Annotated in this window: 22 protein-coding genes; 1 reads left to right on the top strand and 21 read right to left on the bottom strand. The window is 39.9% G+C overall.

All coding sequences use genetic code 11. The features are described 5' to 3' along the window. The 21 genes from rplR to rpsL form a co-directional block, all read right to left on the bottom strand. Positions 1–354: a 50S ribosomal protein L18 gene (rplR, locus tag CJ305_RS09245; RefSeq protein ID WP_099645987.1), complete on the bottom strand. Its 354-nt coding sequence runs from the start codon at positions 352–354 to the stop codon at positions 1–3. Positions 355–365: 11 nt separating this feature from the next. Next, a complete protein-coding gene (rplF, locus tag CJ305_RS09240) occupies positions 366–908 on the bottom strand; it encodes a 50S ribosomal protein L6 (RefSeq protein ID WP_099645986.1) in 543 nt (180 codons plus the stop codon). Between the two features lie 20 nt (positions 909–928). After that, entirely contained in the window at positions 929–1,327 is a 399-nt protein-coding gene (gene rpsH, locus CJ305_RS09235; RefSeq protein ID WP_099645985.1) for a 30S ribosomal protein S8, read from the bottom strand. Positions 1,328–1,399: 72 nt separating this feature from the next. After that, positions 1,400–1,669 (bottom strand): 30S ribosomal protein S14, encoded by a 270-nt coding sequence (gene rpsN, locus CJ305_RS09230; RefSeq protein WP_099645984.1) that lies wholly within the window; start codon positions 1,667–1,669, stop codon positions 1,400–1,402. Between the two features lie 3 nt (positions 1,670–1,672). Continuing rightward, positions 1,673–2,224, bottom strand: coding sequence for a 50S ribosomal protein L5 (gene rplE / locus CJ305_RS09225; protein ID WP_099645983.1), 552 nt, complete (start codon positions 2,222–2,224; stop codon positions 1,673–1,675). Positions 2,225–2,226: 2 nt separating this feature from the next. Continuing rightward, positions 2,227–2,538, bottom strand: coding sequence for a 50S ribosomal protein L24 (gene rplX, locus CJ305_RS09220; RefSeq protein WP_099645982.1), 312 nt, complete (start codon positions 2,536–2,538; stop codon positions 2,227–2,229). A gap of 11 nt (positions 2,539–2,549) precedes the next feature. Beyond that, positions 2,550–2,918 (bottom strand): 50S ribosomal protein L14, encoded by a 369-nt coding sequence (gene rplN, locus CJ305_RS09215; protein ID WP_028376343.1) that lies wholly within the window; start codon positions 2,916–2,918, stop codon positions 2,550–2,552. Positions 2,919–2,920: 2 nt separating this feature from the next. Further along, the gene (gene rpsQ, locus CJ305_RS09210) at positions 2,921–3,178 is read right to left on the bottom strand and encodes a 30S ribosomal protein S17 (protein ID WP_099646250.1); all 258 of its coding nucleotides are present in this window, start codon (positions 3,176–3,178) and stop codon (positions 2,921–2,923) included. A gap of 11 nt (positions 3,179–3,189) precedes the next feature. Beyond that, on the bottom strand, positions 3,190–3,381 hold the full coding sequence (gene rpmC, locus CJ305_RS09205; RefSeq protein WP_028376345.1) for a 50S ribosomal protein L29: 192 nt from the start codon (positions 3,379–3,381) through the stop codon (positions 3,190–3,192). Between the two features lie 11 nt (positions 3,382–3,392). Next, the gene (gene rplP, locus CJ305_RS09200) at positions 3,393–3,815 is read right to left on the bottom strand and encodes a 50S ribosomal protein L16 (protein WP_099645981.1); all 423 of its coding nucleotides are present in this window, start codon (positions 3,813–3,815) and stop codon (positions 3,393–3,395) included. A gap of 19 nt (positions 3,816–3,834) precedes the next feature. Next, positions 3,835–4,554, bottom strand: coding sequence for a 30S ribosomal protein S3 (gene rpsC, locus CJ305_RS09195; protein WP_099645980.1), 720 nt, complete (start codon positions 4,552–4,554; stop codon positions 3,835–3,837). A gap of 3 nt (positions 4,555–4,557) precedes the next feature. Further along, positions 4,558–4,968 (bottom strand): 50S ribosomal protein L22, encoded by a 411-nt coding sequence (gene rplV / locus CJ305_RS09190; protein ID WP_099645979.1) that lies wholly within the window; start codon positions 4,966–4,968, stop codon positions 4,558–4,560. 8 nt (positions 4,969–4,976) lie between these two features. Next, positions 4,977–5,255 (bottom strand): 30S ribosomal protein S19, encoded by a 279-nt coding sequence (gene rpsS, locus CJ305_RS09185; protein ID WP_099645978.1) that lies wholly within the window; start codon positions 5,253–5,255, stop codon positions 4,977–4,979. A 6-nt stretch (positions 5,256–5,261) separates the two neighbouring features. Then, a complete protein-coding gene (rplB, locus tag CJ305_RS09180; protein WP_099645977.1) occupies positions 5,262–6,086 on the bottom strand; it encodes a 50S ribosomal protein L2 in 825 nt (274 codons plus the stop codon). A 9-nt stretch (positions 6,087–6,095) separates the two neighbouring features. Continuing rightward, the gene (gene rplW, locus CJ305_RS09175; protein ID WP_099645976.1) at positions 6,096–6,386 is read right to left on the bottom strand and encodes a 50S ribosomal protein L23; all 291 of its coding nucleotides are present in this window, start codon (positions 6,384–6,386) and stop codon (positions 6,096–6,098) included. 4 nt (positions 6,387–6,390) lie between these two features. After that, on the bottom strand, positions 6,391–7,020 hold the full coding sequence (rplD, locus tag CJ305_RS09170; protein WP_099645975.1) for a 50S ribosomal protein L4: 630 nt from the start codon (positions 7,018–7,020) through the stop codon (positions 6,391–6,393). Then, entirely contained in the window at positions 7,020–7,631 is a 612-nt protein-coding gene (gene rplC, locus CJ305_RS09165; protein WP_099645974.1) for a 50S ribosomal protein L3, read from the bottom strand. The genes rplD and rplC overlap by 1 nt, the downstream gene beginning before the upstream one ends. 226 nt (positions 7,632–7,857) lie before the next feature. Continuing rightward, positions 7,858–8,163 (bottom strand): 30S ribosomal protein S10, encoded by a 306-nt coding sequence (gene rpsJ / locus CJ305_RS09160; RefSeq protein ID WP_009779180.1) that lies wholly within the window; start codon positions 8,161–8,163, stop codon positions 7,858–7,860. Positions 8,164–8,174: 11 nt separating this feature from the next. Then, entirely contained in the window at positions 8,175–10,307 is a 2,133-nt protein-coding gene (gene fusA, locus CJ305_RS09155) for an elongation factor G (protein WP_099645973.1), read from the bottom strand. 6 nt (positions 10,308–10,313) lie between these two features. After that, a complete protein-coding gene (gene rpsG / locus CJ305_RS09150) occupies positions 10,314–10,790 on the bottom strand; it encodes a 30S ribosomal protein S7 (protein WP_099645972.1) in 477 nt (158 codons plus the stop codon). Between the two features lie 76 nt (positions 10,791–10,866). Next, positions 10,867–11,241 (bottom strand): 30S ribosomal protein S12, encoded by a 375-nt coding sequence (gene rpsL / locus CJ305_RS09145; RefSeq protein ID WP_099645971.1) that lies wholly within the window; start codon positions 11,239–11,241, stop codon positions 10,867–10,869. A 146-nt stretch (positions 11,242–11,387) separates the two neighbouring features. Here rpsL and CJ305_RS09140 point away from each other — a divergent pair, with 146 nt between their 5' ends. Beyond that, complete coding sequence (locus CJ305_RS09140; RefSeq protein ID WP_143469368.1) at positions 11,388–13,103, top strand: POTRA domain-containing protein; 1,716 nt, start codon at positions 11,388–11,390, stop codon at positions 13,101–13,103. Positions 13,104–13,154 lie beyond the last annotated feature (51 nt).

Genomic DNA, 13,154 nt, shown 5'->3' with positions numbered 1-13,154 from the left:
TTAGAATTTTAATCCGCCTTCTCGGGCTCCTTCTGCTAATTGTTTTACTCTACCGTGGTATAAATACCCACCTCTGTCAAATGCTACTGCTTCGATACCAGCCTCTTTTGCTTTTTCGGCAATTGCTTTACCTACTTCTTTAGCAACCTCTGCCTTGTTTCCGTTAGCTTTAAAGCCTTTGTCTCTTGAAGACGCAGCGCTTAAAGTTTTTCCGGTAGTATCGTCAATGATCTGTGCGTATATTTCTTTATTACTTCTATATACAGAAAGTCTCGGACGCTCTGCAGTACCGGTAAGTGACTTACGGATTCTGCGACGTATTTTATTTCTTCTTGTGTATTTTGAAAATGCCATAACGCTATATATTATGCAGATTTACCTGCTTTTCTTCTGATTTGTTCTCCTACAAACTTGATACCTTTACCTTTATATGGCTCTGGCTTACGGAAGCTTCTGATTTTAGCTGCAACCTGTCCTACTAACTGCTTGTCATAAGAAGTAAGTTTTACAACAGGGTTCTTACCTTTTTCAGTAACAGTCTCAACGGTTACCTCTGGTGCAACTTCTAAGATGATGTTGTGCGAGAAACCTAATGCAAGGTCTAATTTCTGACCCTGGTTGCTGGCTCTATAACCTACACCAACTAACTCGAGAGATTTGGTGTATCCATTAGAAACACCTTCAATCATATTAGCGATAAGGGCACGGTATAAACCATGCTTTGCTTTATCTTCTTTCTTATCAGAAGAGCGCTCTAAAGTAATGACACCTTCTTCAACTTTAATATCGATGTTAGAATACTCTTGCTTAAGCTCTCCTAACTTCCCTTTTACCGTAATCATATTATCAGCTACATCTACAGTAACTCCAGACGGTATAGTAATTGGGTTTTTTCCTATTCTTGACATTGCTCTGTTTTTTTAACTGATTAATATACGTAGCAAAGTACTTCCCCTCCTACATTCTCTTGTTGAGCCTGCTTTCCGGTCATTACACCTTTAGAAGTAGAAACAATTGAAATTCCTAAACCATTAAGAATACGAGGCACATCTTTAGAAGATGCATATTTACGTAAACCAGGCTTACTGATTCTTTGAATATCTTTTATGACAGACTCTTTAGTCTCTTTGTCATACTTAAGAGCTATTTTGATAGTTCCCTGAGCGGTCTTATCCTCAAATTTGTAGCTCAAAATGTAACCTTGATCAAACAAGATCTTGGTAATCTCTTTCTTAAGGTTTGAAGCAGGAATTTCCACAACTCTGTGGTTTGCTGCTGCTGCGTTTCTAATCCTAGTTAGAAAATCTGCAATAGTATCTGTATACATTTATATTAAATTGCGGTTTTGGTTTTCACCTGCACTTGATGCAAATGAACCTGAAACCAGTTTATCCTTAGTTTACCAGCTTGCCTTTTTAACACCTGGTATAAGACCTTGATTGGCCATTTCGCGAAACATTACACGAGAGATTCCAAAAGTTCTCATATATCCTTTAGGACGACCAGTCAACTTGCAACGGTTGTGCTGACGTACAGGAGATGAGTTCTTAGGCAACTTTTGCAATGCTTCATAATCACCAGCCTCTTTTAAGGCTTTTCTTTTTTCAGCATATTTGGCTGCCATTCTCTCACGCTTTCTTTCGCGTGCTTTCATTGATTCTTTTGCCATAATTTACTTCTTTTTAAAGGGTAGCCCCAATTGAGTTAATAATGCTTTTGCTTCCTTATCGGTTTCAGCAGAAGTTTCAAAGGTAATATTCATACCCTCAATCTTACGCACTTTGTCGATATCAATCTCAGGGAAAATAATTTGCTCAGTAACACCTAAGCTATAGTTTCCACGACCGTCAAAACCGGTAGCATTGATTCCGTTAAAGTCACGTACACGTGGCAATGCAGAAGTGATCAAACGATCTAAAAATTCATACATACGCTCTCCACGTAAAGTAACTTTAGCCCCGATAGGCATGCCTTTTCTCAATTTAAAAGCTGCAACGTCTTTCTTAGAAACAGTCGCAACCGCACGCTGACCGGCAATTGTAGTAAGTTCTTCAACCGAATAGTCGATCAATTTCTTATCTGCAACCGCAGCACCTACGCCTCTTGAGATTACAATTTTCTTCAATTTAGGAACCTGCATAATATTTGCATACCCAAATTCTTCCTTAAGAGCCGCAATTACGCGCTCTTTATATTCTGTCTTAAGTCTTGAAGTGTAAGCCATAACTAAATTACTTCATTTGATTTTTTAGAATAGCGTACTTTTTTGTCACCTTCCATACGGTAACCTACACGGGTAGCGTCACCATTACCGTCTACTAAAGACAGGTTTGAAATGTGCAAAGCAGCTTCTTTCTTAGCAATACCACCCTGAGGATTAGATGCACTAGGCTTCTCATGTTTAGAAACCAAGTTTACACCCTCAACGATTGCTTTGTTTTTATCTTTAATAACGCGCTGCACTTTACCTTCCTGACCTTTATGATCTCCGGCAGTAACACGAACGGTATCTCCAACTTTTATTTTAAGCTTTGTCATCTTAATTCGTATTAAAGCACCTCTGGCGCTAATGATACAATCTTCATGAATTGCTTATCACGAAGTTCTCTCGCAACAGGACCGAACACACGAGTACCGCGCATTTCTCCCTGAGCATTTAGCAACACACAAGCGTTGTCATCAAAACGGATATAAGATCCGTCAGGACGACGTACTTCTTTGCGTGTACGCACTACAACTGCTGTAGAAACGGCACCTTTCTTAACCTGGCCGTTAGGTGTTGCATCTTTAACAGAAACAACAATCTTATCACCTACAGAAGCATATCTTCTTTTGGTACCACCTAACACACGGATAGTCAAAACTTCTTTTGCACCGGTGTTGTCAGCTACTCTTAATCTTGATTCTTGTTGTAACATAATTACTTAGCTCTTTCAATGATTTCTACAAGTCTCCAACTCTTTGATTTACTTAAAGGACGTGTTTCCATAATCCTTACAGTATCTCCGATATTGCAGTCATTTTGCTCGTCGTGTGCTACGTATTTTTTCGTTTTCAAAACGAATTTACCATACATAGGGTGCTTTACCTTTTTAACTTCAGAAACCACGATTGACTTCTGCATTTTATTACTGGTAACTACACCTATACGTTCTTTTCTTAAATTTCTTTTTTCCATCTTAAGCAGCATTATTGTAATTCGCGTTTTGTAAGTTCGGTAGCTATACGGGCTACAGATCTTCTCAGACCTCTAAGCTGAATGGGATTTTCCAAAGGAGAAATAGCGTGTGCCATTTTCAAATCGGTATAAGCTCTTTTTGCTTTTACCAGCTCCTCCTGTAATTCTGCTACAGATAGTTCTTTTACTTCTGATTGTTTCATTTTTCTAGAATTTAGTCAGCTTGATAATCCCGAGCGATTACATATTTTGTTCTTACAGGAAGTTTTTGTGCAGCAAGTCTTAATGCTTCACGAGCCACTGGCTCAGATACTCCCCCTATCTCAAAAAGCATTCTGCCGGGTTTAACGACAGCTGCCCAATACTCAACAGCACCTTTACCTTTACCCATACGTACCTCAAGAGGCTTCTTAGTAATAGGTTTATCAGGGAAAATACGTATCCATAAAGAACCTTCACGTTTCATATAACGTGTAGCCGCGATACGCGCTGCTTCTATTTGTCTTGACGTAAGAAAATTAGAATCTAATGATTTAATCCCAAAAGTACCATTTGAAAGTTGATGCCCTCTTCCGGCATTACCTTTCATGCGGCCCTTCTGTTGCTTACGGAATTTTGTCTTTTTAGGCTGTAACATCTTGTTTTACTTTAAAAAATTACTTTCTGCGGCGTGCTTTAGGTGCTCCTGATGCACGACCAGCCTTTCCTCCTTGCTTCTTAGCAAGACCTACTAAAGGAGATAATTCTCTCTTTCCGTAAACCTCACCTTTCATGATCCATACTTTGATACCCAATCTACCATAAGTAGTGTGAGCTTCAACCAAAGCATAATCAATATCAGCTCTGAATGTTGATAAAGGAATACGACCTTCTTTGTAAGATTCCTGACGAGCCATCTCTGCCCCGTTCAAACGACCTGAAATCTGAACCTTAATACCCTCAGCGTTCATGCGCATTGCAGCCGCAATAGCCATTTTAGTTGCACGACGGTAAGAGATACGGCTTTCGATCTGGCGGGCTATAGAGGATGCCACCAAGAAAGCATCAAGTTCCGGACGTTTGATCTCAAAAATATTGATCTGAACTTCCTTATTAGTAATTTGTTTAAGTTCTTCTTTTAACTTGTCTACCTCTTGACCTCCTTTACCAATAATGATACCTGGACGAGCCGTAGTGATAGTAACGGTTACAAGCTTAAGCGTACGCTCAATAATTACTCTAGACACACTAGCTTTTGATAAACGAGCGTGAATGTACTTTCTAATCTTATCGTCTTCGGCAAGCTTATCACCGTAGTCGTTACCACCATACCAGTTAGACTCCCATCCTCTGATAATACCTAGGCGATTCCCGATTGGATTTGTCTTCTGTCCCATTTATTAATTGCTTTGTGTGTTATCTTTAGCACCAAGCACAACTGTAACGTGATTGCTGCGTTTTCTTATTCTGTGTGCGCGACCTTGTGGTGCAGGACGAAGTCGTTTTAACATACTTCCTCCATCAACACGGATCTCTTTAATAATCAAGTCTGCATCTTCAATATTTGCATCCTCGTTTTTCTCCTGCCAGTTTGAAATAGCAGAAAGAACTAATTTCTCAACACGACGAGATGCTTCCTTGTTACTAAACTTCAATATTTGAAGCGCTTTCTCTACTTGCTGACCACGTACTAAATCTGCAACTAAACGCATTTTACGTGGTGAAGTAGGGCAGTTGTTCAGTTTAGCAAAGGCTATATTACGTTTAGCCTCTTTTCTCTGCTCTGCTTTTTCCTTTTTACGAACTCCCATAGCTTCAATTATTTTTTACCTTTATTTTTTGACCCTGTGTGACCTCTAAAAGATCGCGTAGGTGAAAATTCTCCTAACTTATGACCTACCATGTTTTCTGTCACATAAACAGGAACAAACTGGCGACCATTGTGTACAGCTATTGTTTGACCAACAAAATCTGGAGTAATCATCGAGGCTCTTGACCAGGTTTTGATTACCGTTTTCTTGTTAGATTCAATATTAGCTGCAACTTTCTGCTCTAACTTATAGTGAACGTAAGGTCCTTTTTTTAATGAACGTGCCATATCTTATTATTTCTTTCTACGTTCTACAATATATTTATTACTCGCTTTTGTCTTCGTACGCGTTCTGTAACCTTTAGCAGGTATACCTTTTCTAGAACGTGGGTGACCTCCTGAAGCACGACCTTCACCACCACCCATTGGGTGATCGACTGGGTTCATTACTACTGGTCTTGTACGTGGACGGCGACCTAACCAACGTTTTCTACCTGCTTTACCAGATACAATAAGCTGGTGATCACTGTTAGAAACAGCACCTATGGTAGCCATACAATTTGCAAGAATCAAACGCGTCTCACCAGAAGGCAACTTAACGGTTGCAAACTTACCATCACGAGCCATCAGCTGAGCAAAAGCACCAGCACTACGTGCCATAATAGCACCCTGACCCGGACGCAGTTCGATACAAGAAATGATAGTTCCCAAAGGAATATCAGAAAGCGGAAGTGCATTTCCTATTTCAGGAGCAGCTCCGGTTCCAGAAACAACGTTCTGATCAACCTGAAGACCGTTTGGAGCGATAATGTATCGCTTCTCACCATCCTGATAGTTCAACAAAGCAATAAAAGCAGTACGATTAGGATCATACTCAATAGAAGCTACAGTTGCAGGAACACCTTCCTTATTTCTTTTGAAATCAATAACGCGATAGCGCTTTTTATGACCACCACCTTTGTAGCGCATGGTCATTTTTCCTTGACTGTTTCTCCCTCCAGACTTTTTAATCGGAGCCAATAGGCTTTTTTCCGGCTTATCAGTAGTGATGGCGTCAAACCCATTTACTACTCTAAATCGCTGTCCTGGAGTGATTGGTTTTAATTTTCTTACTGACATTTTTTAGTCTTAAATGTTACTATAAAAATCAATCACATCACCTTCCGCCACCTGTACAATCGCCTTTTTATAGCCGCTTGTTTTACCAGTGATCATACCAGATTTTGTAAACTTGGTATTGCGATCTGGGCGAACGTTCATTGTTCTTACTTTAATTACCGAAACACCATAAGCCGCCTCTACAGCGTTTTTAATTTCGATCTTATTCGAACCGGGATTTACTTCAAATGTATAACGGCTGTGAAGCTCGCTATCAGTTGTAGCTTTTTCGGTAATCACGGGTTTTATTAAAATACTCATGTTGTTACTTACTTAAAGTTTGCTCAATTTCTTCTAGAGAACCTTCCAAAAACACTACATTATGAGCATTCATAATTTTGTAAGTGCTTAATTCTGAACTCGTTATGACCTCAGAGGTCTTTAAATTGCGTGACGACAAATATACATTATTATTTGAAGCTCCCAATACAAATAGAGACTTTTTATTTTCAAGCCCTAAACCAGCCAAAACATTGATGAATTCTTTGGTTTTTGGGGTATCAAAATTAAAGTCCTCAATAACCGTAATCGCGTTGTCTTTTGCTTTAAGTGTTAAAGCCGAACGACGAGCTAAACGCTTAAGTCCTTTATTTAATTTGAAGGAATAGTTGCGTGGTCTAGGACCAAACATTCTACCTCCACCTTTAAATACACCAGACTTAATGCTACCAGCTCTTGCGGTACCGGTACCTTTTTGTTTTTTGATCTTACGGGTACTACCTGCGATCTCTGCACGCTCTTTAGATTTGTGAGTACCTTGTCTTTTGTTAGCAAGGTGCTGCTTAACATCTAAATAAATAGCGTGATCGTTAGGCTCTATACCAAAAACAGCATCAGAAAGGTTTGCCTCTCTCCCTGTTTCTTTTCCTTTAATATCAACTACTGCTACTTTCATTACCTTTCAATAATTACATAAGAGTTTTTGTGACCAGGTACACAACCTTTAACCACAAGTAGGTTCTTTTCAGCAACTACTTTAAGAACTCTTAAATTTTGAACTTTTACTCGCTCATTACCCATTTGACCCGCCATACGCATTCCTTTGAATACTCGTGCAGGATACGAAGCAGCACCGATAGAACCGGGTGCTCTCAAACGGTTATGCTGACCGTGCGTTGATTGCCCAACACCACCAAAACCGTGGCGTTTTACAACCCCCTGAAAACCTTTACCTTTAGAGGTTCCCACAACGTCAACAAACTGACCTTCTTTAAAGACATCTACAGTTACTGCATCGCCTAATTTAAACTCTCCTTCAAAGTCCTGGAACTCGACAACTTTACGCTTTGCAACTGTACCTGCTTTCTTGGCGTGGCCTTGAGCAGCTTTATTTGCAGTCTTTGCGTCATCGAAACCTAACTGAAGGGCACTATACCCGTCAACCTCTTCGGTTCTGACTTGGGTAACAACGCAGGGACCTGCTTCGATAACGGTACACGGAATGTTTTTTCCGTTCTCATCAAAGATGCTGGTCATACCTACTTTTTTTCCAATTAACCCAGACATATTAATTATTATTGATTATTACTAATTTACTTTTTGTTGTTTGGCTCTCGCCGAAATAAAAACAGGGTCAAAATACGTTCGACCCTGAATGTATTTTTACCGTTTTTCCCTCGCCCGCAGCTCAGGACATGTAAATCCTGAACTTGTTTCAGGATCTTTCAATCTTTCCCAAAAGTGTTCTTAGCTACTCGTTGAGAGACTTCCGCCTACGCGGAAGTGAAAAGCCTTACACTTTAATCTCTACCTCGACACCACTTGGCAATTCAAGCTTCATCAACGCATCAATGGTTTTTGAAGATGAACTGTAGATATCAAGTAAGCGCTTGTAAGAGCTAAGCTCAAACTGCTCACGAGACTTCTTGTTTACGTGAGGAGAGCGCAATACTGTAAAGATTTTTTTGTGTGTAGGAAGTGGGATTGGCCCAGTTACTACAGCACCGGTACTTTTTACCGTTTTTACGATTTTCTCAGCAGACTTATCTACTAAGTTGTGATCGTAAGATTTAAGTTTTATTCTGATTTTCTGACTCATTTCTTAGTAAATTAAGCGTTAGCGGTTCCTTTTGCAGCTGCAATAACATCCTGCGATACGTTAGAAGGCGTTTCTGCATAGTGAGCAAACTCCATTGTAGAAGTTGCACGACCAGAAGAAAGCGTACGTAGCGTAGTCACATAACCGAACATTTCAGAAAGAGGCACTAAAGCTTTAACCACTTTTGCACCAGCACGGTCACCCATGCTGCTCATCTGACCACGACGACGGTTAAGGTCACCTACGATATCACCCATATTTTCTTCAGGAGTAATTACTTCAACCTTCATAATAGGCTCCATAACTACAGCACCGGCAGCTTTAGCAGCAGCTTTAAAACCAAGCTTAGCCGCAAGCTCAAAAGACAATGCATCAGAATCCACAGGGTGGAACGAACCATCCTTAAGCGTTACTTTCATAGCATCTACTTCAAAACCAGCCAAAGGACCATTCTTCATAGCAGCCTTAAACCCTTTCTCTACAGATGGAATATATTCCTTAGGAACGTTACCCCCTTTTACTTCGTTCACGAATTCAAGACCTACTTTTCCTTCTTCAGCAGGCGCAAGTGTAAATACGATGTCTGCGAATTTACCACGACCACCTGATTGTTTCTTATAAACCTCACGGTGATCAGCAGTTTTAGTAATCGCTTCTTTGTACTCAACCTGAGGTTGACCCTGGTTAACCTCTACCTTAAACTCACGCTTAAGACGGTCAACAATAATATCTAAGTGAAGCTCACCCATACCAGAGATGATAGTCTGACCTGAAGCCTCATCAGTACGAACCTGGAAGGTTGGATCTTCTTCAGCAAGTTTTGCTAAAGCCATACCCAATTTATCCACGTCAGCCTTAGTTTTAGGCTCAACCGCAATACCAATTACCGGATCTGGGAATTCCATACTTTCAAGCACGATAGGGTGCTTCTCATCGGTAAGCGTATCACCAGTCTTAATATCTTTAAAACCAACAGCAGCACCTATATCTCCAGCCTCGATATAATCAATTGCATTTTGCTTATTAGCATGCATTTGATAAATACGAGAAATACGCTCTTTATTACCTGAACGGTTGTTCAGCACGTAAGAACCTGCATCAAGACGACCTGAATAGGTACGGAAGAATGCCAAACGACCCACGAAAGGATCTGTAGCAATCTTAAATGCTAATGCCGCAAAAGGAGCAGTTACATCAGGCTTACGAATTTCTTCTTTTTCAGTATCTGGGTTGATACCTTTGATACCTTCCTTATCTACAGGAGAAGGCAAGTAACGACATACAGCATCTAGTAAGAACTGCACACCTTTATTTTTAAAGGCGGAACCACAAATCATTGGGATAATGGACATATCCATTACCGCAGCACGAAGTGCAGCGTGCACCTCATCTTCAGTAATAGAATCTTCATCCTCCATATATTTTTCAAGTAGATTCTCATCGTAAGCTGCAACCTCTTCGATTAGCAAACCACGATATTTCTTAACTTCAGCTTTTAGTTCTTCAGGGATATCAACAACATCAAAGGTAGCCCCTTGCGTTTCATCATGCCAAACAACAGCACGATTCTTAACCAGGTCAATAATTCCTCTAAAGTCTGCTTCATCTCCAATAGGCAAAACGATAGGCACTGCATTAGAACCTAGCATCTCTTTAACCTGCTTACAAACCTCAAGGAAATTAGATCCCTGACGGTCCATTTTATTTACAAAGCCCATACGAGGGACTTTGTAGTTATCAGCAAGTCTCCAGTTAGTTTCAGATTGTGGCTCAACACCATCAACCGCACTAAATAAGAATACCAAACCATCAAGAACACGTAAAGAACGGTTTACCTCTACGGTAAAGTCAACGTGTCCCGGAGTGTCAATAATGTTGAAGTTATAATCTTTTGTTTCAGGCAAAGGCTGAGCATTCTCCATTGGGAACTTCCATGTACAAGTAGTAGCCGCTGAAGTAATTGTAATACCACGCTCCTGCTCTTGCTCCATCCAGTCCATTGTAGCCGCACCATCGTGCACCTCACCAATTTTATGGCTCACACCTGTATAATAAAGTATACGCTCTGTTGTCGTGGTTTTACCCGCGTCAATGTGAGCCGCAATACCTATATTTCTTGTAAATTTTAAATCTCTTTGTGCCATTTTTTTTTAGAATCTAAAGTGAGAGAATGCTTTATTAGCTTCCGCCATCTTATGAGTATCTGTACGCTTCTTAACAGCTGCACCTTCTTCTTTTGCAGCAGCTAACACTTCAGCTGCAAGTTTAGAAGCCATTGATTTCTCGTTGCGTTTACGCGCATAGCTAATCAACCACTTCATCGCAGTAGAAATCTTGCGATCTGGTCTGATTTGCATAGGGATTTGAAAAGTCGCACCACCTACTCTACGGCTACGCACCTCCACGTGCGGCATAACATTAGAAAGGGCGTCTTTCCAAACTTCAAGAGCTGTTTTCTCGTCGTTGTTTTTCTTTTCCTCTACGATATCCATTGCATCGTAGAAAATTTTAAAGGCTACCGATTTTTTACCATCCCACATCATCATGTTTACAAAACGTGTAACCAGCTGATCATTAAAACGTGGATCTGGCAAAAGTGGTCTTTTTTTGGCCTGTCTTTTTCTCATTTCTGTGTTTGTTAAATGTTAATCGTTAATCGTTATTCGTCAAAAGTGTTACCTTAAGCGGTTAACAGTTAACAGTTTACTTTTTAGGGCGTTTTGCACCATATTTAGAACGACGCTGTAGTCTTCCCTGAACACCTGCGGTATCCAAAGCTCCACGTACAATGTGATATCTAACACCTGGCAAATCTTTTACCCTTCCGCCTCTTACCAATACTATCGAGTGCTCTTGTAGATTGTGACCTTCACCACCGATGTATGCGTTCACCTCTTTACCGTTAGTCAATCTAACACGGGCAACTTTACGCATAGCCGAGTTAGGTTTCTTAGGTGTAGTGGTGTACACACGGGTACAAACCCCGCGGCGTTGTGGGCACGAATCTAAAGCAGCCGATTTACTCTTCTTGGTCATCTTGGCTCTTCCTTTTCGTACTAATTGTGAAATTGTTGGCATAATTTCTTTTACCTAAATTATAGTTATTCTAATAGCCCCTTTTCTAAGGGCTTGCAAAGGTATAAAATAAATCGAGTAAATCAAGCTATAAATCATTAATTTTCAAAGGTATTTTACCATCTTGCTTTTTAAGATTGTTAAACACTTTGAAAAAAAATCCGTATTCCGCCATTACAATGACGCATAGAGCTCTAGCTATCTTCTTGGTAATTTTTGTTTCCATACAGGGAATTGGCTCAGCTCAACGTTTGAGACTTGAAGTAGAAACCAACAATCAGCCAGATGACAGTATTGCTGAAATCTACCTTCCGCAAAGAGAATATAAAAGTCGGCAAGACATCAAAAACGCACTCGATAAGTTCAGGGAGCTTCTCTACCAGGCAGGATACCTTCAGTCCACCATCCAAAATACTACTCAAATTGATTCCATCTATAAGGTCAAATTCTTCAGCGGAAAAAGAGTTAAACTACTTAAACTGAAACACAATACTCAACACATCCCGGAGTATGCTAAAGTCCTAAAACTTAATTCAGACTCTACATATATATATATAAGACCTGAAGAACTTCAATATACACTTGAAGCGTTCGTCAACATCGACTTAAGAAAGGGAAGACCTTTCTCAAGCTACGCTCTTAAACACATCAATTTATTTCAAGACACAGCTTTCGCTGAATTAACCGTAAGTAATAACCAAACTCAAAAACTGAACACAATCGTTATAAAAGGATACGAGAAGTTTCCTAAAAGTTTTTTAAAACATTTTGCAAAGCTCAGAACAAATACACTTTATAGCGAAGAAAAAGTAACACAAAGCACAACTTATCTAAATGAGCTGAACTTTATTAAACAAATAAAACAGCCGGACATTCTTTTTAAGAATGACTCAACAACGCTCTACCTCTATCTGGAAAAAGAGGGCTCAAATCAATTTGAAGGTTTTTTGGGTTTTGCCAATAAAGAAAACACAAATGGCCTGCGTATTAATGGCTACCTGAACCTAAAACTAAACAATACTTTAAATTACGGAGAGGAATTACAAATTCAGTTTAGAGGAAATGGGGATGACCAGCAGCAACTAGACGCATCTTTACGGATGCCCTACATTTTCAAATCCCCATTAAGCATAACGCCAAGCTTAAAGTTATTCAGACAGGATAGCAGCTTCTCAAACAGCCAAACGCAACTTAAAATTGATTACACCTGGTCACCAAAATTCCTGGTAAACACCCAACTGGGACAGCTCAAATCAAACCGCCTTGAAGCCGGACCATTAGCTCCTATTGAAAATTTCACAAAAACCATTCTTTCTACAGGTTTTGAATTAACAGGCGACAACTCCACTAAAGCACCCTTTGAATACAACTACCTAAGCTTTGACGGCGGGTACGCCATACGCAAAATCGGAACTCAAGCTACCTCACAGCAACAGTTCCTGTTAAACAGCGAATCATCTTACACTTTTGATCTCAACACAAAGCATAAATTCTACCTAAAGAATACGACCTCCTATATAAGTCCAAAAAGACTACTTGAAAATGAATTGCACCGGTTTGGGGGTATGCAGACTATTAGAGGCTACAAAGAGAACAACTTCTACGCTTCCTTTTTCTCCACCTTACAAACAGAATATCGCTTTAAGCCCCAAAACAACATTATAATTAATTCAGTTCTAGACGCTGCGTATTACGAAAACTCAATTTCTCAGCAATCTGAATTATTTTTTGGAGTTGGTCTGGGCGGCAGCATTCTTACTCAGGCAGGATGGTTACGCATTAATATCGCTGCGCCTGTAAGTCAAAATAATAGCTTTGAGACATCCAACACTGTTCTGCATATCAGCCTCTTAAATAATTTTTAATAAATGTAAAAAACACACCTTTATTAACATAGACAATGAAAATTAATTAGC

The sequence above is a fragment of the Leeuwenhoekiella nanhaiensis genome (assembly GCF_002744755.1).
Classification (GTDB): Bacteria; Bacteroidota; Bacteroidia; order Flavobacteriales; family Flavobacteriaceae; genus Leeuwenhoekiella; species Leeuwenhoekiella nanhaiensis.
This window is presented reverse-complemented; position numbering and strand designations above follow the sequence as displayed.

Excerpts from the sequence above, each read along its gene's own strand:
- rplR (WP_099645987.1), bottom strand. The coding sequence starts at position 354 with ATGGCATTTTCAAAATACACAAGAAGAAATAAAATACGTCGCAGAATC.
- rplF (WP_099645986.1), bottom strand. The coding sequence starts at position 908 with ATGTCAAGAATAGGAAAAAACCCAATTACTATACCGTCTGGAGTTACT.
- rpsH (WP_099645985.1), bottom strand. The coding sequence starts at position 1,327 with ATGTATACAGATACTATTGCAGATTTTCTAACTAGGATTAGAAACGCA.
- rpsN (WP_099645984.1), bottom strand. The coding sequence starts at position 1,669 with ATGGCAAAAGAATCAATGAAAGCACGCGAAAGAAAGCGTGAGAGAATG.
- rplE (WP_099645983.1), bottom strand. The coding sequence starts at position 2,224 with ATGGCTTACACTTCAAGACTTAAGACAGAATATAAAGAGCGCGTAATT.
- rplX (WP_099645982.1), bottom strand. The coding sequence starts at position 2,538 with ATGACAAAGCTTAAAATAAAAGTTGGAGATACCGTTCGTGTTACTGCC.
- rplN (WP_028376343.1), bottom strand. The coding sequence starts at position 2,918 with ATGTTACAACAAGAATCAAGATTAAGAGTAGCTGACAACACCGGTGCA.
- rpsQ (WP_099646250.1), bottom strand. The coding sequence starts at position 3,178 with ATGGAAAAAAGAAATTTAAGAAAAGAACGTATAGGTGTAGTTACCAGT.
- rpmC (WP_028376345.1), bottom strand. The coding sequence starts at position 3,381 with ATGAAACAATCAGAAGTAAAAGAACTATCTGTAGCAGAATTACAGGAG.
- rplP (WP_099645981.1), bottom strand. The coding sequence starts at position 3,815 with ATGTTACAGCCTAAAAAGACAAAATTCCGTAAGCAACAGAAGGGCCGC.
- rpsC (WP_099645980.1), bottom strand. The coding sequence starts at position 4,554 with ATGGGACAGAAGACAAATCCAATCGGGAATCGCCTAGGTATTATCAGA.
- rplV (WP_099645979.1), bottom strand. The coding sequence starts at position 4,968 with ATGGGAGTTCGTAAAAAGGAAAAAGCAGAGCAGAGAAAAGAGGCTAAA.
- rpsS (WP_099645978.1), bottom strand. The coding sequence starts at position 5,255 with ATGGCACGTTCATTAAAAAAAGGACCTTACGTTCACTATAAGTTAGAG.
- rplB (WP_099645977.1), bottom strand. The coding sequence starts at position 6,086 with ATGTCAGTAAGAAAATTAAAACCAATCACTCCAGGACAGCGATTTAGA.
- rplW (WP_099645976.1), bottom strand. The coding sequence starts at position 6,386 with ATGAGTATTTTAATAAAACCCGTGATTACCGAAAAAGCTACAACTGAT.
- rplD (WP_099645975.1), bottom strand. The coding sequence starts at position 7,020 with ATGAAAGTAGCAGTAGTTGATATTAAAGGAAAAGAAACAGGGAGAGAG.
- rplC (WP_099645974.1), bottom strand. The coding sequence starts at position 7,631 with ATGTCTGGGTTAATTGGAAAAAAAGTAGGTATGACCAGCATCTTTGAT.
- rpsJ (WP_009779180.1), bottom strand. The coding sequence starts at position 8,163 with ATGAGTCAGAAAATCAGAATAAAACTTAAATCTTACGATCACAACTTA.
- fusA (WP_099645973.1), bottom strand. The coding sequence starts at position 10,307 with ATGGCACAAAGAGATTTAAAATTTACAAGAAATATAGGTATTGCGGCT.
- rpsG (WP_099645972.1), bottom strand. The coding sequence starts at position 10,790 with ATGAGAAAAAGACAGGCCAAAAAAAGACCACTTTTGCCAGATCCACGT.
- rpsL (WP_099645971.1), bottom strand. The coding sequence starts at position 11,241 with ATGCCAACAATTTCACAATTAGTACGAAAAGGAAGAGCCAAGATGACC.